The organism is Bradyrhizobium sp. BR 10289 (assembly GCF_019455385.1).
GTDB lineage: Bacteria > Pseudomonadota > Alphaproteobacteria > Rhizobiales > Xanthobacteraceae > Bradyrhizobium.
Genome location: NZ_JACOFR010000018.1, coordinates 80,735 through 103,669 on the forward strand (window position 1 = coordinate 80,735; position 22,935 = coordinate 103,669).

At 65.5% G+C, this 22,935-nt stretch carries 21 protein-coding genes; 13 read left to right on the top strand and 8 right to left on the bottom strand.

The features are described from left to right. The first annotated feature begins 209 nt into the window (after window positions 1-209). The 7 genes from dnaJ to HYH08_RS25910 all read left to right on the top strand — a co-directional run bounded on the left by dnaJ (window position 210) and on the right by HYH08_RS25910 (window position 5,389). Window positions 210-1,340: a molecular chaperone DnaJ gene (gene dnaJ / locus HYH08_RS25880; protein ID WP_220012661.1), complete on the top strand. Its 1,131-nt coding sequence runs from the start codon at window positions 210-212 to the stop codon at window positions 1,338-1,340. An 88-nt stretch (window positions 1,341-1,428) separates the two neighbouring features. Then, window positions 1,429-2,028 (top strand): class I SAM-dependent methyltransferase, encoded by a 600-nt coding sequence (locus tag HYH08_RS25885; RefSeq protein WP_220012662.1) that lies wholly within the window; start codon window positions 1,429-1,431, stop codon window positions 2,026-2,028. A 57-nt stretch (window positions 2,029-2,085) separates the two neighbouring features. Continuing rightward, a complete protein-coding gene (locus HYH08_RS25890) occupies window positions 2,086-2,664 on the top strand; it encodes an NADPH-dependent FMN reductase (RefSeq protein ID WP_220012663.1) in 579 nt (192 codons plus the stop codon). 6 nt (window positions 2,665-2,670) lie between these two features. Further along, the gene (pyrF, locus tag HYH08_RS25895) at window positions 2,671-3,381 is read left to right on the top strand and encodes an orotidine-5'-phosphate decarboxylase (protein WP_220012664.1); all 711 of its coding nucleotides are present in this window, start codon (window positions 2,671-2,673) and stop codon (window positions 3,379-3,381) included. 22 nt (window positions 3,382-3,403) lie between these two features. Further along, complete coding sequence (locus HYH08_RS25900; RefSeq protein ID WP_220012665.1) at window positions 3,404-3,715, top strand: DUF1330 domain-containing protein; 312 nt, start codon at window positions 3,404-3,406, stop codon at window positions 3,713-3,715. A gap of 213 nt (window positions 3,716-3,928) precedes the next feature. After that, a complete protein-coding gene (dapB, locus tag HYH08_RS25905) occupies window positions 3,929-4,747 on the top strand; it encodes a 4-hydroxy-tetrahydrodipicolinate reductase (protein ID WP_220012666.1) in 819 nt (272 codons plus the stop codon). 18 nt (window positions 4,748-4,765) lie between these two features. Then, entirely contained in the window at window positions 4,766-5,389 is a 624-nt protein-coding gene (locus tag HYH08_RS25910) for a 2,3-bisphosphoglycerate-dependent phosphoglycerate mutase (protein WP_220012667.1), read from the top strand. A gap of 143 nt (window positions 5,390-5,532) precedes the next feature. Here HYH08_RS25910 and HYH08_RS25915 read toward each other — a convergent pair whose 3' ends face one another. Both HYH08_RS25915 and HYH08_RS25920 read right to left on the bottom strand, forming a co-directional pair. Continuing rightward, complete coding sequence (locus HYH08_RS25915; protein WP_220012668.1) at window positions 5,533-6,429, bottom strand: methylated-DNA--[protein]-cysteine S-methyltransferase; 897 nt, start codon at window positions 6,427-6,429, stop codon at window positions 5,533-5,535. A gap of 56 nt (window positions 6,430-6,485) precedes the next feature. Further along, complete coding sequence (locus HYH08_RS25920) at window positions 6,486-7,004, bottom strand: DUF2244 domain-containing protein (RefSeq protein WP_220012669.1); 519 nt, start codon at window positions 7,002-7,004, stop codon at window positions 6,486-6,488. A gap of 22 nt (window positions 7,005-7,026) precedes the next feature. Here HYH08_RS25920 and nth point away from each other — a divergent pair, with 22 nt between their 5' ends. The 3 genes from nth to HYH08_RS25935 are packed head-to-tail and all read left to right on the top strand — an operon-like array spanning window position 7,027 to window position 10,598. Continuing rightward, on the top strand, window positions 7,027-7,794 hold the full coding sequence (nth, locus tag HYH08_RS25925) for an endonuclease III (RefSeq protein WP_220012670.1): 768 nt from the start codon (window positions 7,027-7,029) through the stop codon (window positions 7,792-7,794). 49 nt (window positions 7,795-7,843) lie between these two features. Next, window positions 7,844-8,983, top strand: coding sequence for an HlyD family secretion protein (locus HYH08_RS25930; RefSeq protein WP_220012671.1), 1,140 nt, complete (start codon window positions 7,844-7,846; stop codon window positions 8,981-8,983). Then, window positions 8,970-10,598, top strand: a complete 1,629-nt coding sequence (locus tag HYH08_RS25935; RefSeq protein WP_220012672.1) for an MFS transporter — start codon at window positions 8,970-8,972, stop codon at window positions 10,596-10,598. Before HYH08_RS25930 ends, HYH08_RS25935 begins: the two co-directional genes overlap by 14 nt. Before the next feature lie 159 nt (window positions 10,599-10,757). Here HYH08_RS25935 and HYH08_RS25940 read toward each other — a convergent pair whose 3' ends face one another. Next, entirely contained in the window at window positions 10,758-11,498 is a 741-nt protein-coding gene (locus tag HYH08_RS25940; RefSeq protein ID WP_220012673.1) for a sulfate transporter family protein, read from the bottom strand. A gap of 87 nt (window positions 11,499-11,585) precedes the next feature. Continuing rightward, a complete protein-coding gene (locus tag HYH08_RS25945) occupies window positions 11,586-12,758 on the bottom strand; it encodes a phosphorylase family protein (protein WP_220012674.1) in 1,173 nt (390 codons plus the stop codon). Window positions 12,759-13,027: 269 nt separating this feature from the next. Between HYH08_RS25945 and HYH08_RS25950 the strand changes: the two genes are divergently transcribed. Next, window positions 13,028-14,704 (top strand): S53 family peptidase, encoded by a 1,677-nt coding sequence (locus HYH08_RS25950; RefSeq protein ID WP_220012675.1) that lies wholly within the window; start codon window positions 13,028-13,030, stop codon window positions 14,702-14,704. Window positions 14,705-14,861: 157 nt separating this feature from the next. Here HYH08_RS25950 and HYH08_RS25955 read toward each other — a convergent pair whose 3' ends face one another. Together HYH08_RS25955 and HYH08_RS25960 are read right to left on the bottom strand one after the other, a co-directional pair. Beyond that, window positions 14,862-16,277 (bottom strand): MFS transporter, encoded by a 1,416-nt coding sequence (locus tag HYH08_RS25955; protein WP_220012676.1) that lies wholly within the window; start codon window positions 16,275-16,277, stop codon window positions 14,862-14,864. Between the two features lie 213 nt (window positions 16,278-16,490). Then, a complete protein-coding gene (locus HYH08_RS25960) occupies window positions 16,491-17,423 on the bottom strand; it encodes a LysR family transcriptional regulator (RefSeq protein ID WP_220012677.1) in 933 nt (310 codons plus the stop codon). A 101-nt stretch (window positions 17,424-17,524) separates the two neighbouring features. Between HYH08_RS25960 and HYH08_RS25965 the strand changes: the two genes are divergently transcribed. Further along, window positions 17,525-18,703: a CoA transferase gene (locus HYH08_RS25965; RefSeq protein ID WP_220012678.1), complete on the top strand. Its 1,179-nt coding sequence runs from the start codon at window positions 17,525-17,527 to the stop codon at window positions 18,701-18,703. Then, window positions 18,700-19,647, top strand: coding sequence for a hydroxymethylglutaryl-CoA lyase-like TIM-barrel protein (locus HYH08_RS25970; protein WP_220012679.1), 948 nt, complete (start codon window positions 18,700-18,702; stop codon window positions 19,645-19,647). The genes HYH08_RS25965 and HYH08_RS25970 overlap by 4 nt, the downstream gene beginning before the upstream one ends. Before the next feature lie 153 nt (window positions 19,648-19,800). Here the strand turns inward: HYH08_RS25970 and nikR are convergent, their stop codons facing one another. Together nikR and HYH08_RS25980 are read right to left on the bottom strand one after the other, a co-directional pair. Continuing rightward, window positions 19,801-20,253, bottom strand: coding sequence for a nickel-responsive transcriptional regulator NikR (nikR, locus tag HYH08_RS25975; protein WP_220012680.1), 453 nt, complete (start codon window positions 20,251-20,253; stop codon window positions 19,801-19,803). Between the two features lie 185 nt (window positions 20,254-20,438). Continuing rightward, the gene (locus HYH08_RS25980) at window positions 20,439-22,877 is read right to left on the bottom strand and encodes a heavy metal translocating P-type ATPase (RefSeq protein ID WP_220012681.1); all 2,439 of its coding nucleotides are present in this window, start codon (window positions 22,875-22,877) and stop codon (window positions 20,439-20,441) included. Window positions 22,878-22,935 lie beyond the last annotated feature (58 nt).

The following is a 22,935-nucleotide window of genomic DNA, read 5'->3' on the forward strand; positions in this document are numbered from 1 at the left end:
GACCCTACACGCTCAGTCGGCCTCTCCCCTCAGGGGAGAGGCCTCCGTGTCGGGCACGGGGCAGCGCTCCGTTACGATCGATCAATTCCCTGCCGTTATGCTGAACGCTGCCATGCAGCTCCCCATGGCCAGGCGAAAGCCTGACCATGCCGCGTGCCGACGCCGCTTCGTCCTGACCTGAATTCGCGATTGGATAGATCGAGTCCGACATGTCCACGTCCACCAAGCGCTGCTACTACGAAACCCTCGAAGTCGACCGCGACGCCGACGAGGGCAAGCTTAAATCGTCGTTCCGCAAGCTGGCGATGAAATTTCATCCCGACCGCAATCCCGGGGATGCGACCAGCGAGGTCAAGTTCAAGGAAATCAACGAGGCCTATGAGGTCCTGAAAGACAAGGACAAGCGCGCCGCCTATGACCGCTACGGCCATGCGGCGTTCGAGCAGGGCGGCGGCGGTGCCGGCTTCGGCGCGGGCTTCGCCTCCTCTTTTTCCGACATTTTCGAAGATCTGTTCGGCATGGCCGGACAGCGCGGCGGCCGCGGCGGCCGCGAGCGCGGCGCCGATCTGCGCTACAACATGGAAATCACCCTCGAGGAAGCCTTTGGCGGCAAGACTGCGCAGATCGAGATCCCGGTCTCGGTCACCTGCGAGGCCTGCTCGGGCATTGGCGCCAAGGCCGGCACCAAGCCGAAGACCTGCTCGACCTGCGGCGGCGCCGGCCGCGTGCGGCAGTCGCAGGGCTTCTTCACGCTGGAGCGGACGTGTCCGGGCTGCCAGGGCCGCGGCCAGATGATCGAGGACGCCTGCCCGTCCTGCGCGGGCCAGGGCCGCGTTACCCGCGAGCGGACGCTCTCGGTGAACATTCCCCAGGGCGTCGAGGACGGCACCCGGATCAGGCTCGCCGGCGAAGGCGAGGCCGGGGTTCGCGGCGGCCCGCCCGGCGACCTCTACATCTTCCTGTCGCTGGCCCAGCACCAGCTGTTCCAGCGCGACGGCGCCGATCTGCACTGCAGGGTGCCGATCTCGATGGTGACGGCCGCCCTTGGTGGCGACTTCGAGGTGCCGACCATCGATGGCGGCAAAGCCAAGGTGAAAGTACCCGCCGGTACCCAGTCCGGTCGTCGATTCCGCATTGCATCAAAAGGCATGCCGGTGCTGCGCTCGCGCCAGACCGGTGACATGTATGTCCAGGTCGCGGTCGAGACCCCGCAAAACCTCACCAAGAAGCAGCAGGAATTGCTGGCCGAGTTCGAAAAGCTGTCCTCCGGCAATACCCAGCCGGAATCCGTCGGCTTCTTCGCCAAGGTCAAGGATCTGTTCAGCAATCGGGCGAGCTGACTCGTCTTGACCGTACCGCCTGCGGCCTATACCTGTTTATGACCATTTTCTGACACGCCGCGGTCCTGCGGTCCCGTCCGGTCCCGACATGCCATTGCCATCGTCCGCGCGTGCGTTGAAGAAGCCTCGTCTCGATGACGAGGTGCGTTTCCTCAGGTCGTGGATCGAAAAGCCGCTGCACATGGGCGCGGTGATGCCGTCCGGCAAGCTGCTGGCCCGGACCATGGCCCATTACGTCGACGTCGATTCCGACGCGCCGGTCGTCGAACTCGGGCCGGGCACCGGCGCCATCACCTCGGCGCTGGTCGAGCGGGGCGTCGATCCGAAGCGTCTCGTCCTCGTCGAATATGATCCCGGTTTCTGCGCGCTGCTGCGCGATCGTTTTCCGCAGGCCAAGGTGGTGCAGGGCGATGCCTATCGCCTGCGCGACACGCTCTGGAACGTGCTGAGCGCGCCGGCCAGCGCGGTGGTTTCCGGCCTGCCGCTGGTGACAAAACCGATGCTGACGCGGCTGCGGCTGATCCGCGACGCCTTCGCGGCGCTCGCGCCCGGCGCGCCCTTCGTCCAGTTCACCTATGCGGTGGTGCCGCCGATCCCGAAATCGCTGCCCGGCGTGTCCACAGAGGCCTCGGAACGGATCTGGATGAACCTTCCGCCGGCCCGCGTCTGGGTGTATCGCAAGGACTAATTCCGCCGGCTTCCTCTCATGCGCGGCGGGCTCGTTTCGCCGAACGTATGGAAGAGGATGTCAGCCCCCAAAATCCTGGTCATTCCCGGCTCGCTCCGCACCGGCTCGCACAATGCGAAGCTGGCCGCGGTCATCGCCTATGAATTCGCCCAGGCCGGCGTCGACGTCACCCGCATCTCGCTCGCCGATTTTCCGCTGCCGATCTATGACGGCGATCTGCAGGCCAAATCGGGTGTCCCGAAGAACGCGGTCAATCTCAAGCGCATGATCGGCACGCACCACGGCGTGGTGTTCGTCTCGCCCGAATACAACGCCTCGGTGCCGCCCTTGCTGAAGAACGCGATCGACTGGGTCAGCCGCGTGCAGGATCCGCACGAGGCGCGCGGCGAGGTGTTCCGCGACCGCGCCTTCGCGCTCGCCGGCGCCTCGCAGAGCCGGTTAGGAGCCGCCCGCGCGCTCCAGGCGCTCAGGCTGATCCTGACCTCCTGCCACGCCAATGTGATTGCCAGCCAGCTCACGCTCGCCTTTGCCGACCAGGCCTATGACGATATGGACAAGCTCAAGGACGAGGGCGATATCGCAGGGTTGAAGGAGCTGGTCGCGGAGTTGATCGACATTTCCCAACGCATGATGTGAGGTGACATGACGCCAGCCGAGATCGCCCCAAAGGATCGCCTGATCGTCGCGCTCGATCTGCCCGGCGTTGATGCCGCGGAGGCGATGATCGCAAGGCTCGGCGACAGCGTCACATTCTACAAGATCGGCTATCGCCTGGCTTATGCCGGTGGCCTGCCGCTCGTCGCCAAGCTCGCCGACAAGGGCAAGAAAGTCTTTCTCGATCTCAAGCTGCACGACATCGGCAACACCGTGATGCAGGGCGTCGAGAGCATCACGAAGTTAGGCGCGACCTTCCTCACCGTGCACGCCTATCCGCAGACCATGAAAGGCGCCGTCGAGGGCCGCGGCTCCTCGAAGCTGAAGATCCTGGCGGTCACGGTGCTGACCTCCTACAACGAGGACGATCTGCACGCGGCCGGTTATCGGCTCGGCGTCTCCGAGCTTGTCGAGGCGCGCGCGCAGCAGGCGCAGGTGCTCGGCGTCGACGGCCTCGTGTCCTCGCCCGAGGAAGTCGGCAGCCTTCGCAAGATCGTCGGCCATCAGATGAGCCTCGTCACCCCCGGCATCCGCCCGGCGGGTTCGGCGACGGGCGACCAGAAGCGCATCATGACGCCCGGTCGCGCAATTGTCGCGGGCGCCGATTATTTGGTGGTCGGGCGTCCCGTGGTGGAAGCTGCCGATCCCAAGGCCATCGCAGAAGGCATCCATGCCGAGATTGCGCAAGCGCTCGGCTAATCAACAGCAAGGGAGAAGGATAATGGCAAAAGGCTACTGGATCGGGCGCGTCGATGTGAACAATGACGAGGGCTACAAGCCTTATGCCGTTGCCAACGGCCCGATCTTCAAGAAATGGGGCGGCCGCTTCGTCGTCCGCGCCGGCAAGTTCACCACCGTCGAAGGCGCCAGCCGCACCCGCAACGTCGTGATCGAATTCCCGAGCTACCAGACCGCGATCGACTGTTACAACTCGCCGGAATACCAGGCCAACATCAAGGTGCGCCAGCCGCACTCGGTCGCCGACCTCATCATCATCGAGGGCTATGACGGCCCGCAGCCGCAGGACGGCTGAGGCCGGATCAAGCTCCGTCATGGCCGGGCATAGCCGTCCGAAGGACGGCGTCGCTTCCGCTCGCCTATGACCCGGCCACCCATGTCTTTGCCTCATGCGTGTGGCGCCTCGTGGATGCCCGGGACGAGCCCGGGCATATGACGGTGGAGTTTGCGCCCTCGGTTGCCGGAACTGCGTCCCCCCGCTACAACGGCCCCCGAAGAGGATCGCACCATGTCCGACATGCGCTTGATTGTTGCTGGAGCCGGCGGCCGGATGGGCCGCGCGCTGGTGCGGGCGATTGCCGAGAGCAAAGGCGCGGTTCTGGCGGGCGCGCTGGAGGCGCCGGGCTCCGAGCTGCTCGGCAAGGATTCCGGCGTGCTCGCAGGCCTCCCGGCCAACGGCGTCAAGCTCTCGGCCGATCTCTGGGCGATGTCGAAGGAGGCCGACGGCATCCTCGATTTCACGGTGCCGGCCGCGACCATCGCCAATGTCGCGATCGCGGCCGAGCGCGGCATCGTCCATGTCGTCGGCACCACCGGCCTGTCGGGCTCCGACAACGCGGTGATCAAGAGCGTCACCAACCGCGCAGTCGTGGTGCAGTCAGGCAATATGAGCCTCGGCGTCAATCTGCTCGCCGCCGTGGTCAAACGCGTCGCCAAGGCACTCGATGAAAGCTTCGACATCGAGATCGTCGAAACCCATCACCGCATGAAGGTCGATGCGCCCTCCGGCACCGCGCTGATGCTGGGCCAGGCCGCGGCTGCCGGTCGCGGCATCCCGCTCGACGAGGCGCATTCGGAACGCGGCCGTGACGGCATCACCGGCGCGCGCAAGCCGGGCGCGATCGGCTTTGCGTCGGTGCGCGGCGGCACCGTTGCCGGCGATCACAGCGTGACCTTCCTCGGTCCGTTCGAGCGCCTGACGTTGTCGCATCAGGCCGAGGACCGCATGCTGTTCGCGCACGGCGCGCTGAAGGCGGCGCTGTGGGCGCACGGCAAGACGCCGGGGCACTACTCCATGGCCGACGTGCTCGGCCTGTCCGACATCTGAACCAACGGAATGGAATCAATGAGCGAACGTCTTCTCGTGCTCGTGCGCCACGGCCAGAGCGAATGGAATCTGAAGAACCTGTTCACGGGCTGGAAGGATCCGGATCTCACCGAACTCGGCGTCAAGGAAGCCACCGAAGCCGGCCGCAAGCTGAAGGCACAGGGGCTCCAGTTCGACGTCGCCTACACCTCGGCGCTGACCCGCGCGCAGCACACGCTCGAGCTCATCCTCGGCGAGCTCGGTCAGAAGGGCTTGCCGACCACGAAGAACCTCGCGCTGAACGAGCGTGACTACGGCGATCTCTCCGGCCTCAACAAGGACGACGCCCGCAAGAAATGGGGTGAGGACCAGGTGCTGATCTGGCGCCGCTCCTACGACGTGCCGCCGCCCGGCGGCGAAAGCCTGAAGGACACGCTGGCGCGCGCGCTGCCATACTACGTGCAGGAGATCCTGCCCGGCGTGCTCAACGGCAAGCGCACCCTCGTCGCCGCCCACGGCAATTCGCTGCGCGCGCTGATCATGGTGCTGGAGAAGCTGTCGCCGGAGGGCATTTTGAAGCGCGAGCTCGCGACCGGCGTTCCGATCATCTACCGGCTCAATGCGGATTCGACTGTGGCCTCGAAGCTGGATCTGGCGGGCTAGGTTTCGCCGCAAGCGCGGTCCCGTAGTGCCGTAGGGTGGGCAAAGCGTAGCGTGCCCACGTACTCTTTGCGATTGAGAGAGATGGTGGGCACGGCGCAAGAGCGCCTTTGCCCACCCTACGAAATCTTCGCCTGGGGCGACGATCACTGCATCCCCAGCTGCCCGGCCTCCCAGCCCAGCATCGCCTGCTTGCGCGTGATGCCCCAGTGATAGCCCGTCAGCGTGCCGCTCTTGCCGAGCGCGCGGTGGCAGGGGACGACAAACGACACCGGGTTCTTGCCGACCGCGGCGCCGACGGCGCGCGAGGCCTTCGGCCGATCGATGTTGCAGGCGATGTCGGAATAGGACACCGCGCGGCCCATCGGGATCTTCAGCAGCGTCTCCCACACCCGCACCTCGAAATCGGTGCCGATCATCACCACTCGCAGCGGCTGATCCGGCCGCCACAGTTTTGTGTCGAAGATGCGCTGCGCCAGCGCCGCGGTGCCGTCGTGATCTTCGACATAGGTGGCGTTCGGCCAGCGCCGCGTCATGTCGGCGAGGGAGGCCTGCTCCTCGCCGGGATCGGCAAAGGCGAGGCCTGAGAGGCCACGATCGGTCGCGATCACGATCGCCGTGCCGAACGGCGAGGGATGGAAGCCGTAGCGCAGGGTGAGCCCGGCGCCGCCGTTCTTCCACTCGCCCGGCGACATCGCTTCATGGGTGACGAAGAGATCGTGCAGCCGGCCGGGACCCGAGAGACCGGAATCGAGCGCCGCATCGAGGATGCTCGCGGAATCCCGCAAGAGCCCCTTGGCGTGGTCCAGGGTCAGCGCCTGCATGAAGGCCTTCGGCGTGATCGAGGCCCAGCGGCGGAACAGATGGTGCAGTTCATCCGGCGTGACGCCGGCGGCATCCGCCATCGCCTCGATGGTCGGCTGCGCGCGCCAGTTTGCCGAGATGAACGCGATCGCCCGGCGCACCGAATCATAATCGCGGAGCGCGGCGTTCTGGGAGCCCGGCCTGGCCAGGCGTTGGTCATGAATGGCGAGTGTCATCATGAGCGGAAATGTAGGAGAGCGACGGCGGCGAAACCACCCGATTTCCGACCCGCCGGTCAGCTGATCGGGTTGTAGGTCGGGCCGCGCCTCGCGGCATTCAGGGCTTCGACCAAGCCCTTGTAGAAGCTGGTCTTTTCCTCAGGTCCGAGGAAGCTCGCGATGCGCAGCCGATGGCCGCGCGAGATCAGATAGAGATGCTCGAGGCCAAAGTCCTCGTCGACCTCCTGGTCGAGCCGGACCCAGAGCGGGTTGAAGGTCCATTCGGCAACCGCGCCGCGATGGCTGACGCGCCGTACCCGCAATTCGGTCGGCGTCACCACGATCTCCTCGCTGGCCCGCGCGCTGCGGAAATTCACCCTGAAGGCCCACCAGATCACGAGCACGTCGAGGCCGAAGAAGCCGAACACCGGCCACGCCCCCATCATCAGGAAGACGAGCCCCGTGACGAAGCTGACCACGCTCAGGAACAGCATCACGGCGAGGAAGCCGGTGCGGTTCAGCGAGCGGTGCGGCGTCAGCAGCGCCGAGAAGATTTGCACCTCTCTCTCGCGCTCAATTTCGTTGCCTGTGCTCATCGTCCCTCAGTATATCCCGATCATGGCGAAAATCACCCGCAAGCCGGCCCCGCGCAAAGCCGCCGTGCCGAAGAAAAAGGCAAAGGCGGCCGTCGCAAAGCGCAAGCCTGCCAAGACATCAGCGCCGGCGAAGAAATCACTGAAAGCTCAAAAACCCTGGACGCCGGCTGAGGTTCACGAGGTCTTCGACCGTTTCCGCAAGGCCAATCCGGAGCCGAAGGGCGAGCTCGAGCACGTCAATCCGTTCACGCTGCTGGTTGCCGTGGTGCTGTCGGCGCAGGCGACCGACGCCGGCGTCAACAAGGCCACGCGCGCCCTGTTCGAGATCGCCGACACGCCGCAGAAGATGCTCGACCTCGGCGAGGAGCGCCTGCGCGACTACATCAAGACCATCGGCCTCTATCGCACCAAGGCGAAGAACGTCATTGCGCTGTCGGCCAAACTGCTCAGCGATTTCGGCGGCGAGGTGCCGCGCACGCGCGCCGGGATCGAGTCGCTGCCGGGCGCCGGGCGCAAGACCGCCAATGTCGTGCTCAACATGGCCTTCGGCGAGCACACCATGGCGGTCGACACCCATGTCTTCCGGGTCGGCAATCGCACGGGCCTTGCGCCCGGCAAGACCCCGCTCGAAGTCGAGCTCGGTCTCGAAAAGATCATTCCGGCCGAATTCATGCTGCACGCCCATCATTGGCTGATCCTGCACGGCCGCTATACTTGCCTCGCGCGCAAGCCGCGCTGTGAGGTATGCCTGATCAACGATCTCTGCCGCTGGCCAGAGAAGACGGTGTGAGGGCGGCGGTGAGCTTGGTGTTCGGACAAAGTCGTTTTGGGGATATGTCGTGAGTCAGCAGGAACAGATCTCGTCGTCGCCACCGCCTGCCACCGCACCGGCCCTTCCGCCAAAGCCCACACAGCCTCCGGCGACCTCGCTCTGGAGCCGGCTGGCGATCCCGCTGTTCGCCGTCATCGTCGCGCTGGCCTTCGTCGCACTGGCGACGCTGCGCTTCGACGAATGGGTCGGCAATGCCGCGGTTCAGACCACCAATGACGCCTATGTGCGCGCCGACCTGACGCGGCTCGCAAGCCGCGTCTCCGGTGAGGTGCTGACCGTCGCCGTCACCGACTTCCAGCGCGTCAAGGCCGGCGATCTCCTGATCCAGATCGATCCTGCCGATTATCAGGCTCAGGTCGCGCAAGCCGAGGCCGCGGTTGCCGCCGCGCAAGCCGTGCTCGACAATCTGGCCAACCAGATCGAGCTGCAATATGCGACGATCGCCCAGGCTGAGGCCGCGCGGCTGTCGGCGGAAGCGCTGGAGGTCGAGGCGAAGCAGGAGCAGGAGCGCCAGCAGTCGCTGTCGCAAACCGAAGCCGGCACGCGGCAGCGGCTCGAACAGGCGGTCGCGGGACTTGCCAAGGCGCAGGCCGATGTGCGCGCGAGCCGCGCCGTGATCGCAGCCCAGCAGCATCAACTCGAGGTGCTGCAAGGCACCAGGAAGCAGCGCGCCGCCGACCTCGATGCCAGCAAGGCGACACTGGCGAGCGTCAAGCTGAAGCTTGGCTATACCAGGATCACCGCGCCGTTCGACGGCGTCGTCGGCGAGCGCCAGGTGCAGCCCGGCGATTACGTCAACATCGGCACCAACCTCATCAACGTCGTGCCGCTGCCGAAGGTCTATGTGATCGCGAACTACAAGGAGACCCAGCTGACGCATGTTGCGCCGGGCCAGCCGGTCGAGATCACCGTCGACAGTTTTCCGCGCGAGAAGCTGCGCGGCAAGGTCGAGCGTATCGCGCCGGCGACCGGCGCGCAGGTCGCCTTGCTGCCGCCCGACAATGCCACCGGAAATTTCACAAAAGTCGTGCAGCGCATTCCCGTGCGGATCCAGTTCGACGACAACCAGCCATTGCTGACGCGGCTGGTGCCGGGCATGTCGGTCGTCACCAGCATCGACACGAAGGGTGCGAATGGCGGAAAATGACGATGCCGAGCGCGGGCCTGTCTCGCGCGGCGGCGTCGCGCCGCAGCCGCTGTTTGCCGTCGCAGCGGTGCTGCTCGGCTCGTTCCTCGCCAATTTCGACAGCCGGCTGACCACGGTCGGCCTGCCAGACTTACGCGGCGCATTCGGGCTCTCCTTCGACGAGGGCGCCTGGCTCTCCACCGCCGGCATCGGCTCGCAGATCTTCATCGCGCCGGCAGTGGCGTGGCTCGCCACCGTGTTCGGCCTGCGCCGGGTGCTCGGCATACCCAGCCTCGTCTATGCGGCGATGTCGCTCATCATCCCGTTCGTGCATGACTATCCGACGCTGATTGCGCTCAGCGTCGTGCACGGCCTCTTGCTCGGCACCTTCGTGCCGGCGACGCTGATGATCATCTTCCGCAACCTGCCGATGCGCTGGTGGCTGCCGGCGATCGCGCTCTATTCGATCCGGGTCGGCTTTGCGCTGGATACGTCGAGCTCGCTGGTCGGCTTCTATGTCGAGCATCTCGGCTGGCAGTGGCTGTACTGGCAGAGCGTGATCCTGGCGCCGCTGATGGGCCTGATGGTCTATCTGGGCACGCCGCGCGAGCCGGTGAACAGCGCGCTGCTGCGCGAGGCCGATTGGGGCGGCATGCTGCTGCTCGGGGCCTCGGTCGGTATGATCTACGCCGGTCTGGACCAGGGCAATCGGCTGGACTGGCTCGGCAACGGCACGGTGATGGCCCTGCTGATCGGCGGCGGCGTGCTGTTCGTCGCGTTCCTCGTCAACGAGTCGCTGGTCGCGCAGCCCTGGGCGCATGTGAACGTGCTGTTCTCGCGCAATATCGGCCTGGCGCTGGTCGTGATCCTGCTCTACACGCTGACCTCACTCTCCAACTCGTCGCTGGTGCCGAACTTCCTCGGCAATGTCATCCTGCTCAGGCCGGAGCAGAGCGGCCTGTTGCTGCTGACCTACGGCGCGTTGCCGATGTTCGTGCTGGTGCCGATCTCGATCTGGCTGCTGCGTCATTTCGATGCGCGTGCGGTGATCGTGGTGGGCTTTGCCTGCTTTGCCGCGGCCAATCTCTGGGGCACCCAGCTCACCCATGACTGGGCGCGCGAGGATTTCGTGGGCATCGTCCTGCTTCAGGCCGTCGGGCAGGCGACGACGCTGCTGCCGCTCATCATCATCGCGCTGTCCAATTCCGATCCGAGCCGCGCCACCTCGTTCGCCGCCTATATCCAGATCATGCGGCTCGGCGGCGCCGAGATCGGCGTCGCGCTGATGGGGACGTGGCTTCGTGTCCGCGAGCAGGTGCACTCCTTCTATCTCGGCCAGAGCCTGGAGATCGGCGACGCCAACGTGGTACGCGCGCTCAAGCAGCTCGCCGATTATTTCGCCGCCGATGGAGCTGGCTCGGCGCCGGCGCGTGCAGTCGGCACGCTCGCCAGCTTCGTGGCGCGCGAGGCCAATGTGCTCGCCTATATCGATGGCTTCTGGCTGTGCTTCTGGCTGGCGATGTCAGCGCTCGGCGTCGTCGCGCTGATCACGCGGGCGCCGCCGGGGCCGTTCACGCCGGCGCCGTTCGGCTTTGCGAAGATGCTGCTGCGGAAGTGTGGGGTAAAGGTCGCGTAGTTAGCCGCGGAAACTCGGTTCACCTTTCCCGAAGGGAGAGGTCGGTCGCATCGCAAGATGCGATCCGGGTGAGGGGTTACAGTCTCACAGACTACCGCGGCCCCTCACCCGGATTGCTGCGCAATCCGACCTCTCCCCCTTGGGGAGAGGTGGAGATCATCACCGCATCTGCCGTGCCGGCTCGATCAGCTCGGGGCGCCGGCCCGACAGCCGCTTGTGCATGTGGACCATGAAGGCCATGCCGAAGATCGGCGTCGCCAGGTTCACGACCGGGATCGAGACGAAGGCCGCGATGAAGAGGCCGGCGGTGAAGATGGTCGCGGCATTGTCGCGCCGCATCGCCTTGGCGTCCTCCGGCGAGCGGAAGCGCATCGCCGCGAGCTCGAAATATTCGCGGCCCAAGAGCCAAGCGGCGGCGAGGAAGAAGATCAGGAAGCCGGCGCCGGCGAAGAACACCAGCGGCAGCGCGGCGAGATAAACCAGGATCGTCAGCAGCGCGGTCTTGATACCCTCCAGCATCGCCTGGCTGAACGGCAGCGCCACGCCCGGCCGCTCGGCCGGATAATGCTCGCGCTCGACGATATCGGCGACGTCGTCGACGAACAGGCTCGCCACCAGCGAGGTGATCGCCGGCATCAGGAATACGCCGCCGAACACGACGCCGAGCCCCGCCGCGATCGAGACGATCCAGGACAGGACCTCGAGCGAGGCGTGCCAGCCCGGGCCGAGCAGCCCTTCCAGCCAGACCTCGCCGGAGGTCGCAAACCAGCTGAGCAGCCGTTGCAGACCGATCGCCAGCACGGTGATCAGCACCAGCGCGACGCCGATCGACCGCCACAGGATCGAGCGCATCGGCGGCGACAGCATTTGCGACAGCGCCTTGACGGCGGCATCCAGCATGGGAGTTCCTCTCACGACAACCACCCGCGAGAGGTAGACACCCTTGGCCGTCCCGGCAAGAGACGGGCGTGCCGTAAGTCTCTGCGCCTACGGTTCCGCCGCGATGCTGGCCCAGCAGGTGATGGCGCTGCAGACCGTGCTCCAGCGGCCGAACCCCTTGTAGATCTGGGCGGCGACCTGCTCCTGCTGCTTCAAGGTGCCCTCGGCCTTGATCTGCGGGTCGGAGACATTGCGGATCGCGAGCCAGCGTGGCGCCTTGTCGCCCATCTCCTGCGCCACCAGGCCGAGCACGGCGTCGCCCATTTCGGAGACGTCGCCGAGCCCCTGCAGGTGGAAATGATTGTCCGAGGTGTCGAAGCCGAAGAAGTCGGTGGTCACCACGGAGGACGACAGGCCGCTCGGCTTCACCACGAAGATCTTCGGCGCCCTGGTGTTGTCCTTCGGTAATTGCCCGGCATTGGCCTTGAACAGCGTCTTGGCCTGCGTGAACTTCTTGGTCACGGCCGACTTGCTGGAGAAGTGCTCCTGCGCGAAGGGCTCCTTCTTGAACTTCGACAGGCAGTCGAAGCGCACGATCGGTGAGACCACGACGTCGCCGACCTCGAATTCTTTGCCGATGCCGCCGGCCGTGCCCGTGGTGATGACCAGCGTCGGCTGCACCTCGGTGATGATCTGGCGCCAGACGTCGATGTTCGGCAGCTGGGGGCCGTCCTGCGACATGTGCGAGTCGGATTTGAAGATCACGCATTTTTTCTTGCCGATCGTCGTGGTCCAGTAGGTGCCGAGCCGCTTCAGCTCCTTGGCCGGGCAGCCGTTGCGCATCTTCTTTGAGATCGTCGCGTAATTATGCGTGTAGGGGACGTAGTCGTTGCGGGAGTCCTTGCCCGGCGTCAGCACGCGGCTGAGCGCGTGGCCCTCGTCGACGGTCCAGGTCACCACCAGCACGTCGGCGCGCGGCAGCGGGCCCTTGCCATTGCCCTTCGGCTTCGGCCCGGTCTGCGGCGCCAGCCCCTTTGGCCAGGGGATGTCGGTGAAGCGCGACAGCCCGGTCGAGGTCGAGAAGGCCATGAACTCGCGGCCCTCATCCGACTCCGAATCGAAATCGATGATCTCGCGCCGGAAGTCTTCCATCGAGACCTTTGCGGTCTTTTTCTTCGCGGCCTTCGCCACGCGCTTCACCGCAAAGGTCTCGGGCGGGGGCGGCGTCGTGATCGGATCGAAACCAAGATTTCTCTCAACCCATTTACGGTCGGCCAGCATCGTATCGTCTCCGTAATTGATTTTGACAAACGGCTTTCATTGGTCGGCCAAGTGAGCCAACGGTTACAATCTTAGATCGAATTTGTTGGCATCGAATGGGTCGCAATGATTGACCGATTGGATGCCGGTCCGGGGCGCAGACGGTTGCTCCTGTTCAGCAGCAGTATTTCTGAAAAAATCCGACGCAGTATGTGAACCAAATCGCAGTTCAGATTACACCTATAGTTGAGGTGCGACAATCTGCCTTCCAGTCACAAACGGAGGAAGTCATGGCAAGCTCGACCAACCGAGTCGCGCTGGTGAACAGCGCCCGTAAACTGCCAAAGGGTGCCAAGCTCGTCGGCGCCGCCGATCCCAAGCAGGAAATCGAGATCAGTGTCCGGCTGCGTGCCAGGAGCACCCAGCCCGCCGACGATGAGCAGGTGATGGCGCTCGGTGCGCAACCGCCACGCGAGCGGCAATATCTCTCGCGCGCCGAATTCGCCGCACAGATGGGTGCCGATCCCGCCGACGTCGCAAGGATCGACGATTTCGCGCACCACCACGATCTCAACGTCAAGAGCGTGCATCTGGCGTCCCGCACGGTGAAACTGACCGGCACGGTGAAGGCGCTCAGCGCGGCCTTCGGCGTCAAGCTCAACAAGGTCAAGCACGAGGGCGCGACCTATCGCATGCGCAAGGGCAGTGTTCAGATCCCGGCGGAGCTCGAAGGTATCGTGGTCGGCGTGCATGGCCTCGACAACCGCCCGGTGGCGCAGCCGCATTTCCGGCGCAAGATGGCTGGCAAGACAACCGACAAGACGGCGAAGAAGGGTGCAATCGCGCACGCGGCGCAGGGCGGCAGCTTCTCGGTCGACGAGATCGCAAAGCTCTATAATTTCCCGGGCGGCGAGACCGGGGCCGGCCAGTGCATCGCCATCATCGAGCTCAACGACATCGACAGCAAGGGCCATCCCACGGGCGCCGGTTACAAGACCAGCGACCTCAAAACCTTCTTCAAGAGGGCCGGCATCCCGATGCCGCAGATCGCGCCTGCGAGCGTCGACGGTGGCGCCAACAAGCCCGGCCATTCCGATGCGGATGGCGAGGTGGTGCTCGACATCGAGGTCGCCGGTGCCATCGCGCCGGGCGCCAGGATCGTGGTCTATTTTGCGCCCAACACCACGAACGGCTTCATCGACGCGGTGAAAGCCGCGGTCCACGACACCGCGCGAAAGCCCTCGGTGATCTCGATCAGCTGGGGCGGGCCGGAAGATCCGGCAGGCTCGCAACAATTCGTCGACGGCCTCAACGAGGCGATCCGCGACGCCGCCGCAATGGGCATCACCGTCTGCGTCGCCTCCGGCGACAATGGCTCGGCGGATATGGGGCAAGGCTGGGACGGCAAGCCGCACGCCGATTTCCCGGCCTCCAGCCCGTTTGCGCTCGCCTGCGGCGGCACTAATCTGAAGGCCTCGAACGGGGCCATCACCGAAGTGGTCTGGAATGGCGGTCCGCAGGACGGCGCCGGCGGTGGCGGCGTCAGCATCGTGTTTCCGAGGCCCGCCTACCAGGCCCATGCGCATGTGCCGAAATCACCGGCACACTCGGCCGGGCGCGGCGTGCCTGACGTTGCCGGCGATGCCGATCCCGCGACCGGCTACCAGATCTTCCTCAACGGCGTCGGCACCACGATCGGCGGCACCAGCGCGGTGGCGCCCTTGATGGCGGGGCTGATCGCCCGCATCAACGAGGCCACGACCAAGAAGTTCGGCAAGACCGTCGGCTTCATCAACCCGCTGATCTATGCCTCGCACGCGCAAGGCGTGTTCCGCGACATCACGGTCGGCAACAACGACATCACCGGCAGCCTGCACGGCATGTACAAGGCCGGCCCCGGCTGGGATGCCTGCTCCGGCCTCGGCGTTCCCAACGGCGCAGCATTGCAGAATCTGCTGGCGGCGTGAGCTAGGCGACGCTCTCTCCTCCGTCATTGCGAGGAGCCCTTGCGACGAAGCAATCCAGAATCTCTCCGCGGAGGCAGACTGGATTGCTTCCCGCCTTCGCCAAGGCTTCGGCGGACAAGTCGCTGCGCTCGCAATGACGTGTGGAGAGAGTTGAGACTCACACCGTATCCAACGCCTTCCCCCGCACATTCGGACCGAACAGGGCCATCGCGACCACCACGGTCATCATGGCCGCGGTGATCAGGCCGAACACGCCGGTGACGCCGGCCTCCTTCAGCATGTAGGCGACGATGAAGCCCGAGAACGTCGCGGAGAGCCGGCTCATCGAATAGACGAGGCCGGAGGCCTGCGCCCGAATCTGGGTCGGAAACACCTCGCTCTGGTAGGCGTGATAGGCGTAGGACATTGTGGTGTTGCAGGCCGTCAGCAGCACGCCGCAGACGATCAGCAGTGCCGGCTCGGTCAGCTGCGCGAACGCCATGCCGAACACGATGATGGCGATGCAGGCACCGGCGATGATCCAGCGCCGCTCGAATCTGTCGGCGAAGCCTGCGGCCAGCAGCGGCGCGATCGGATAGGCGAAGGCGACGATGAAGGAATATTGCAGGCTCTTGGTAACGGTGATGCCCTTCTCGACCAGCAGCGTCGGCACCCAATTGGCAAAGCCGTAGAAGCCGAAGGCCTGGCACAGGTTGAACACCATGAAGAGGACGATGAGCGAGAGATAAGGCGGCCGGAACAGATCGGCGAAACGGACGCGCGGGGCGGGCCGCGTCGCCTGTTGCGCAGACGGGATCACCGGCCGCGAGCCGGCGCCGCCGTTGGCGGCCTCGAGCGTTGCGAGGATGCGAAGCGCCTCCTCATTGCGGCCGTGCCGCGCCAGCCAGAGCGGACTCTCCGGAAGGTACAGGCGGATCACCCAGACGATCATGCTGGCGGCGGCGCCAATCAGCACCACCCAGCGCCAGCCTTCGACGCCGTAAGGGGCGAGCGGCACCAGCCACCAGGCGAGAAACGCGACGACGGGCACGGCGATGAACATGATGGATTGGTTTACCGCGAAGGCGCGTCCGCGTATCCGGCTCGGCACCAGCTCGGTGATATAGGCGTCGATGGTGATGACCTCGACCCCGATTCCGATGCCGGCGAGGAAGCGCCAGAACAGCAGGCCCTCCGACGAGGTCTGGCAGGCCATGATCACGGACGCCGCCGTATAGCTCAGCAGCGCAGTGGTGAAGATCGCGCGCCGGCCAAAACGGTCGGCGAGGAAGCCGAGGAAGAAGGTGCCGACGAACAGGCCGGCAAAGGTGGCGGCCACGAAAGCGCCGATGCCGGAGAAGCCGAAGAACGCCTGCGTCGTCGCGCTCAAGAGCCCGCTGCGACTCAGCCCCGGCGCAATATAGCCGGTGAGGAACAGATCGTAGATCTCGAAACAGCCGCCGAGCGAGAGCAGGACGACCAGGCGCCAGACATGGGACGTCTCCGGCATCGCCTCGAGCCGCCGCGAGATCTCGTCGGGCACGGATGGCGCAGCGCCGAGCTCAAAGCCTGTGTCGATGTCGACAACGCTCATGATGTCCTCCCGTGGCGCGCAGATCGCGCGCGTTTGCCGGCGGCTCATCTGTGTCGTTGATCGCAAGCTCTGCCGGACCGCATCATGTTGGCGGATTGGAGGTGGAAATCCAGAAGAACATATCGATGGAAGCGTTCGAGATTTTCGAAGGCGGGGTTTCTTCACCTCTCCCCGCAAGCGGGGCGAGGGAGCGCACCATCGTCGCGGAGGCAGCTACCCCGCCAATTCCGCCTGCCATCCGCCGCTGCGCACCTGCTCGGCGATCAGCGCCAGCATCAGGCGCCGCATCTCCTCCATCGCATAGGTCATCGGGCGGTTGCGCAGGCGGCACAGATAGAGCGTGCGGGTCAGCTTCGGATCGATCACCTTGCGGGCGATCAGGCGACCGGCCGCAAGCTCCTCCCGCGCGAACAGCTTCGTCGCGATGGTGCAGCCGAGCCCTTCCACCAGCGCGCCGGTCATTCCGGTGATCGAGTTGGCGTGCAGGATGGCGCCGCCCTCCAGCCGCTTGAGCAGGACCGGATCGTCCAGCAGCGCGCGCGAGGACAGGCCGAGGCCGTAGCGCAGCAGGATCAGCGGCAGCCTGCTCAGCTCCTCGAAGCGGATCGGCGCCTTGCCCTTGCCGACCAGCTTTGGCGTGCCGACCAGGAACATCTCCTCTTCCAGGACCGGCTCGACGATCAGCTCCTTCTCCGACGGCGGATTGTAGACCAGCGCGAGATCGACATTGGAGATCATCAGATGCATCAGCGTAGCGCCCGACAGGCTCTCGGTCAGCGACAGTTTCAGCTTGGGATATCTGGTCAGGACGATGCGCATCAGCTCGACGCCGATCGCCTTGACGCCGGAATTGGCCATGCCGATCGAGATCTCGCCGGCGATGACGCGCGCGCCCTCGCGCACCTCGCTCTCCGCCTCCGCCATCGCGCGCAGGATGATGCGGGCGTGTTCGTAGAGCCGTTCGCCGGCGGCGGTTGGCTCCATGCCGCGCGACTTGCGCTCGAACAAAGGCGTTGCGAACTCGGCCTCCAGGTTCGAGATATGATGGCTGAGCGCGGATTGCGCGACGTTGACCTGGTCGGCCGCGCGCGACAAATTGCGCTGCTCGTAGACGGCGATGAAATAGCGGAGCTGGCGCGAATCCATGGGAGTCCAGCGTTCTAGAACTGCGAAGGCACTCTTCGACAGATTATATTTTTAAGAATGCTTGTGAAGGCCTAGTCTCCTCGGCGAACAGGGAGTGCTGCATGACAGGAACCGGATTGCCGCTCGAAGGCGTGCGGGTCGTCGAGATGACCCACATGGTCATGGGCCCCACCTGCGGCATGATCCTGGCGCAGTTAGGCGCCGAGGTAATCAAGGTCGAGCCGCCCTCCGGTGACAAGACGCGGAGTCTGGGCGGCATGGGCACGGCGTTCTTCCCGCTGTTCAACCGTGGCAAACGAAGTGTCGTGCTGGATTTCGAGAAGGCTGAAGATCGCGACACCATGCACCGGCTGCTTGCGACGGCCGACGTGTTCCTGGAGAATTTTCGCGATGGCCAGCTCGACAAGCAGGGGCTGGGTGCCGAGGAGCTACGCCGCCGTCATCCGCACCTGATCATCGCCGGCCACAAGGGCTTTCTGTCCGGCCCCTACGAGCATCGTCCGGCGCTCGACGAGGTCGTGCAGATGATGTCGGGCCTCGCCGCCATGACCGGCACCAAGGAGAAGCCGCAGCGCGTCGGTTCCTCCGCCAACGACATCATGGGCGGCATGTTCGGCGTCATCGCGATCCTGGCCGCGCTCTATCAGAAGCGCGGCGGCAAGCGCGACGGCGCCGACATCCGCATCGGCCTGTTCGAGAACTGCCTGTTCCTGGTCGCGCAGCACATGGTCGAGTACGAAATGACCGGCAACAAGCCGCGCTCGATGCCGGAGCGCGAGCACGCCTGGCCGATCTACGACATCTTCGATGCCGCCGGCGACGGCCGCATTTTTATCGGCGTCGTGACCGAGGGCCATTGGCAGAGCTTTTGCCGCGAGTTCGGCCTGGCCGATCTGCTCGACGATCCCGCCTTGCGCACCACGACCGACCGCATCCTGGCGCGGCCGAGAATCCTGCCGCGTGTCGCCGAGATCGTCAGGCAGTGGAACGTGGCCGAGCTGTCGCAAAAGCTCGATGCGCTCAACATCTGCTTCTCGCCGATCAACCGTCCCGAGGATCTGCTGACCGACCCGCATGTGCTGCGGCCCGGCGGCCTCGTCACCAACGTCAACGCCGACGGAAAACCGTTCCATGTGCCGACGCTGCCGCTCGAATGGAACGGCAGCCATCTTGGCGAAGGCCTGAAGGTCGCCCCGCTCGGCGCCGACACGGCGGCCGTTCGCGCCGAGATCGATGATACCAACGACGTCACGTCAACAGCCGCTGGGAGACGCGCATGAGCCGGATCGAACAGATTTACCCCGCGGACCGCGTCAGCTTGCGCGAGGTTGGCCTGCGCGACGGGCTTCAGCTCGTGAAGAAGTTTCCGTCCACCGCGGCCAAGCAGCGCTGGGTGCGCGAGGAATATGCCGCCGGCGTCCGGCATTTCGAGGTCGGCTCGTTCCTGCCGGCCAAGACCTTTCCGCAATTCGTCGACGTGCGCGATGTCATCGGGACGGTGGCGAGCCTGCCCGGGGCCCATGGCGTTGCGCTCGCGCTCAACGAACGCGGCGTCAATGAAGCTCTCGAATCCGGCGTCGGCGAGATCGCCTCGGTGGTTTCGGCCACGGAAGAGCACAGCCAGGCCAACGCACATCGCTCGCGCGACTCCGCGATCGCCAATGTGAAGCGGCTCTGTGAGATGCGCGATGGGAGCAGCCACAAGCCGCTGGTGAATGCCGCGATCTCGATGGCGCTGGGCTGCTCGATCACAGGTGCGGTCGATCCGGCCGAAGTGCTGCGTCTGGTCGACAAGTGCCTGGAGGCGGGCGTCGATTTCGTCGCGATTGCCGACACCGTCGGCTATGCCGGGCCGAAGCAGGTGGCCGAATTGTCGCGCGCGGCGGTGAAGCTTGCGGGCTCGAAGCCGATCTGCATCCACCTTCACGATACCCGCGGCATGGGCATCGCCAACGCCGCCGCCGCGCTGGATGAAGGCGTCCGCATCCTCGATGGCTCGCTCGGTGGTCTCGGCGGCTGCCCCTTCGCGCCCGGCGCGACCGGCAATGTCGTGTTCGAGGATCTGGTGTTCCTGTGCGAGAGCAAGGGTTTTGCGACCGGCATCGATCTTGAGAAGCTGATCACGGTGCGCGGGATCCTGCGCGAGGAGATGCCGAACGAAACGCTGTATGGCGGCCTCGCGCGGGCAGGCCTGCCGGGTGCAAGTGCTGCGAAAGCGGCGTGAGGCGCTCTTCTTCCTTTCTCTTTTTAACGGCAGTGCCGTAGGGTGGGCAAAGCGCAGCGTGCCCACCACCTCTCACGACTGAGAAAGATCGTGGGCACGGCGCAAGAGCGCCTTTGCCCACCCTACGATATCTACAATTTTGAGAGCTTCGGTTCAGTCGTGCCGATGACCATGACCGTGCTTCCTCGCCTTGGCCTGCTTCCCCTCGCCCGTCGGGATCATCACCACGCGCCCATAGCGCACGCCGCGTTCGGCGATGATGTGGTCGGCAAAGTGCTTGACCTCGTCGGCCGAGCCCTTCAGCGCGGTCATCTCCATGCAATTGTTCTCGTCGAGATGAACGTGCAGCGTCGCCATCGCGAGGTCGTGATGACCGTGGAATTCCTGCACCAGGCGTTTTGAGAGATCGCGGGCGGCGTGGTCGTAGACATAGACGAGGCCGGCGACGCATTGGCCGGTCTGCGCGGTATCCTCGGTGCTCTGTTGCAGGCCGGCGCGGGCGAGGTCGCGAATGATCTCGGAGCGGTTCTGGTAGCCGCGCGCCTCGGCCGCGGCGTCGATCTCCGCCAAAAGGTCGTCCTCGATCGTGATCGTAATCCGCTGCATCAGGTCCTCTCCGCGCGCCGCTCTTCTTACCTCCCCGCGTGCGGGGAGAGGTCGGAATTCAAGCGTAGCTTGAATTCCGGGTGAGGGGGACTCTCCGCGAGCTCACTTGCAATGAATTCGTGGAGATAGCCCCTCACCCCAACCCTCTCCCCGTAAGAACGGGGAGAGGGAGTAGAGAGAGGCCTTCACAGCCGCGCCGCGCGCAGCCTTAGCGCGTTGCCGACCACGCTCACCGAGGACAGCGCCATCGCGGCGGCCGCGATGATCGGCGACAGCAGAACGCCGAAGGCCGGATAGAGGATGCCGGCCGCGATCGGAATGCCCGCGGCGTTGTAAATGAAGGCGAAGAACAGATTCTGTCGGATGTTGCTCATTGTCGCTTGCGACAGTTTTCGCGCGCGGACGATGCCGACAAGATCGCCCTTCAGCAGGGTGACGCCAGCGCTCTCCATCGCCACGTCCGTGCCGGTGCCCATGGCGATGCCGACCTCGGCTGCTGCCAGTGCCGGTGCGTCGTTGACGCCGTCGCCGGCCATCGCGACACTGCGGCCGGCCTTTTGCAGTTTTGTGACCACCGCACTCTTTTGGTCCGGCAGCACCTCGGCTTCGACATCGGCAATGCCGAGCCGGCGCGCCACGGCCTCCGCCGTGGTGCGATTATCACCGGTCAGCATGATGACCTTGACGCCCTCGGCGGCGAGCGCCTTCAGCGCGTCCGGCGTCGAGGCCTTGACTGGATCTGCGATCGCGAAGAGGCCGGCCAGGGCGCCATCGACGGCCATGTTGATTACGGTCGCGCCATCGCCGCGCAGTCGTTCGGCCTCCGCGTCGAGCGCGCTCGTGTCGATTCCGATCGAGCCGAAATATCGGGCATTGCCAAGCACGATGCTCTTGCCGTCGACCTTGCCGGTCGCGCCCTTGCCGGTCGGCGAGTCAAACCCCTCGACCGGGCTGAGCGTGAGCTGCTTCTCCTTCGCCGCGCGCACCACGGCGTCGGCGAGCGGATGCTCGCTGGCGCGTTCGACGCTGGCCGCAAGCCGAAGGATCTCATCCTCGGCGAAGCCGGACGCCGGCACGATCGCGACCACCTTGGGCTTGCCTTCGGTCAGCGTGCCGGTCTTGTCGACCACCAGCGTGTCGATCTTCTCCATCCGCTCCAGCGCCTCTGCGTTCTTGATCAGCACGCCGGCGTGAGCACCGCGACCGACGCCGACCATGATCGACATCGGGGTCGCAAGGCCCAGCGCACAGGGGCAGGCGATGATCAGCACGCTGACGGCGGCGACCAGGCCGAACGCCAGCCGCGGCTCCGGCCCGAACCAGGCCCAGGCGCCAAAGGCGGCGATGGCGACGATGATCACCATCGGCACGAACCAGCCCGCGACTTGGTCGGCCAGCCGCTGGATCGGCGCGCGCGAGCGCTGCGCGTCCGCGACCATCTGCACGATCTGCGACAGCAGCGTCTCGCGCCCGACCTTGTCGGCGCGCATGATGAAGCTGCCCGACTGGTTCAGCGTGCCGGCAATGACCTTGGCATCGACCTCCTTGGTCACCGGCATGGACTCGCCGGTGACGAGCGACTCATCGAGCGAGGAGCGGCCCTCGAGGATCACACCGTCTACCGGCACCTTCTCGCCGGGCCGTACGCGCAACTTGTCGCCGGCATGGAGCGTGTCGATTTCGACCTCGTGTTCGCTGCCGTCGGCATCGACGCGGCGCGCAGTTTTCGGCGCGAGCTGCAACAGCGCCTTGATCGCGCCCGAGGTGGCATCGCGGGCGCGCAGCTCCAGCACCTGACCGAGCAGCACCAGCACGGTGATCACGGCAGCCGCCTCGAAATAGACGGCGACCGCGCCCTCATGGCCGCGGAAGTTCGCCGGGAAGATCTGTGGCGCGACGGTGCCGAGCACGCTGTAGACGTAGGCAACGCCGGTGCCCATCGCGATCAGCGTGAACATGTTGAGATTGCGCGTCACGAGCGACTGCCAGCCGCGGACGAAGAACGGCCAGCCGGCCCAGAGCACCACGGGCGTGGTGAAGACGAGCTGAATCCAGTTCGACAGCGTCGGGTCGATCCAGTTGTGCGGGCCGGCGAGATGGCCGCCCATCTCCAGCACCACCGGCGGCAGCGTCAGCGCGCCGCCGATCCAGAACCGCCGTGTCATGTCGGCGAGCTCAGGATTGGGCCCGGTCTCGAGGCTTGCGACCTCCGGCTCAAGCGCCATGCCGCAGATCGGGCATGTGCCGGGTCCGACCTGGTGGATCTGCGGATGCATCGGACAGGTGTAGATCGTGCCCGCGGGCATCTCCGGCTCGGGTGTTTTCTCCTTGGTGAGATATTTTGCGGGATCGGCGGCGAATTTGGTGCGGCAGCCGGCCGAGCAGAAATGGAAGGTCTCGCCGTGATGCTCGAAGCGGTGTTTGGAGGTCGCGGGGTCGACACTCATGCCGCAGACGGGGTCGCGCACCTTCGCCGCCGCGCCATGGTCGTGGCCCGCATGATCGCCGTGCCCGCCGCAGCATGAAGCCGCGGGCTTCGCAGCCGGCGCCGCAGCCTTGCTCGAACAGCCGCATCCGGAGTGACCCTCCGCGCCGTGGTGATGTCCGTGGTCTGCGTCGTTCATTGCCATGCTCCGGCCTTGCCCTCGGGCCTCGCACCCAAGGTCTTGCAACATATACCCG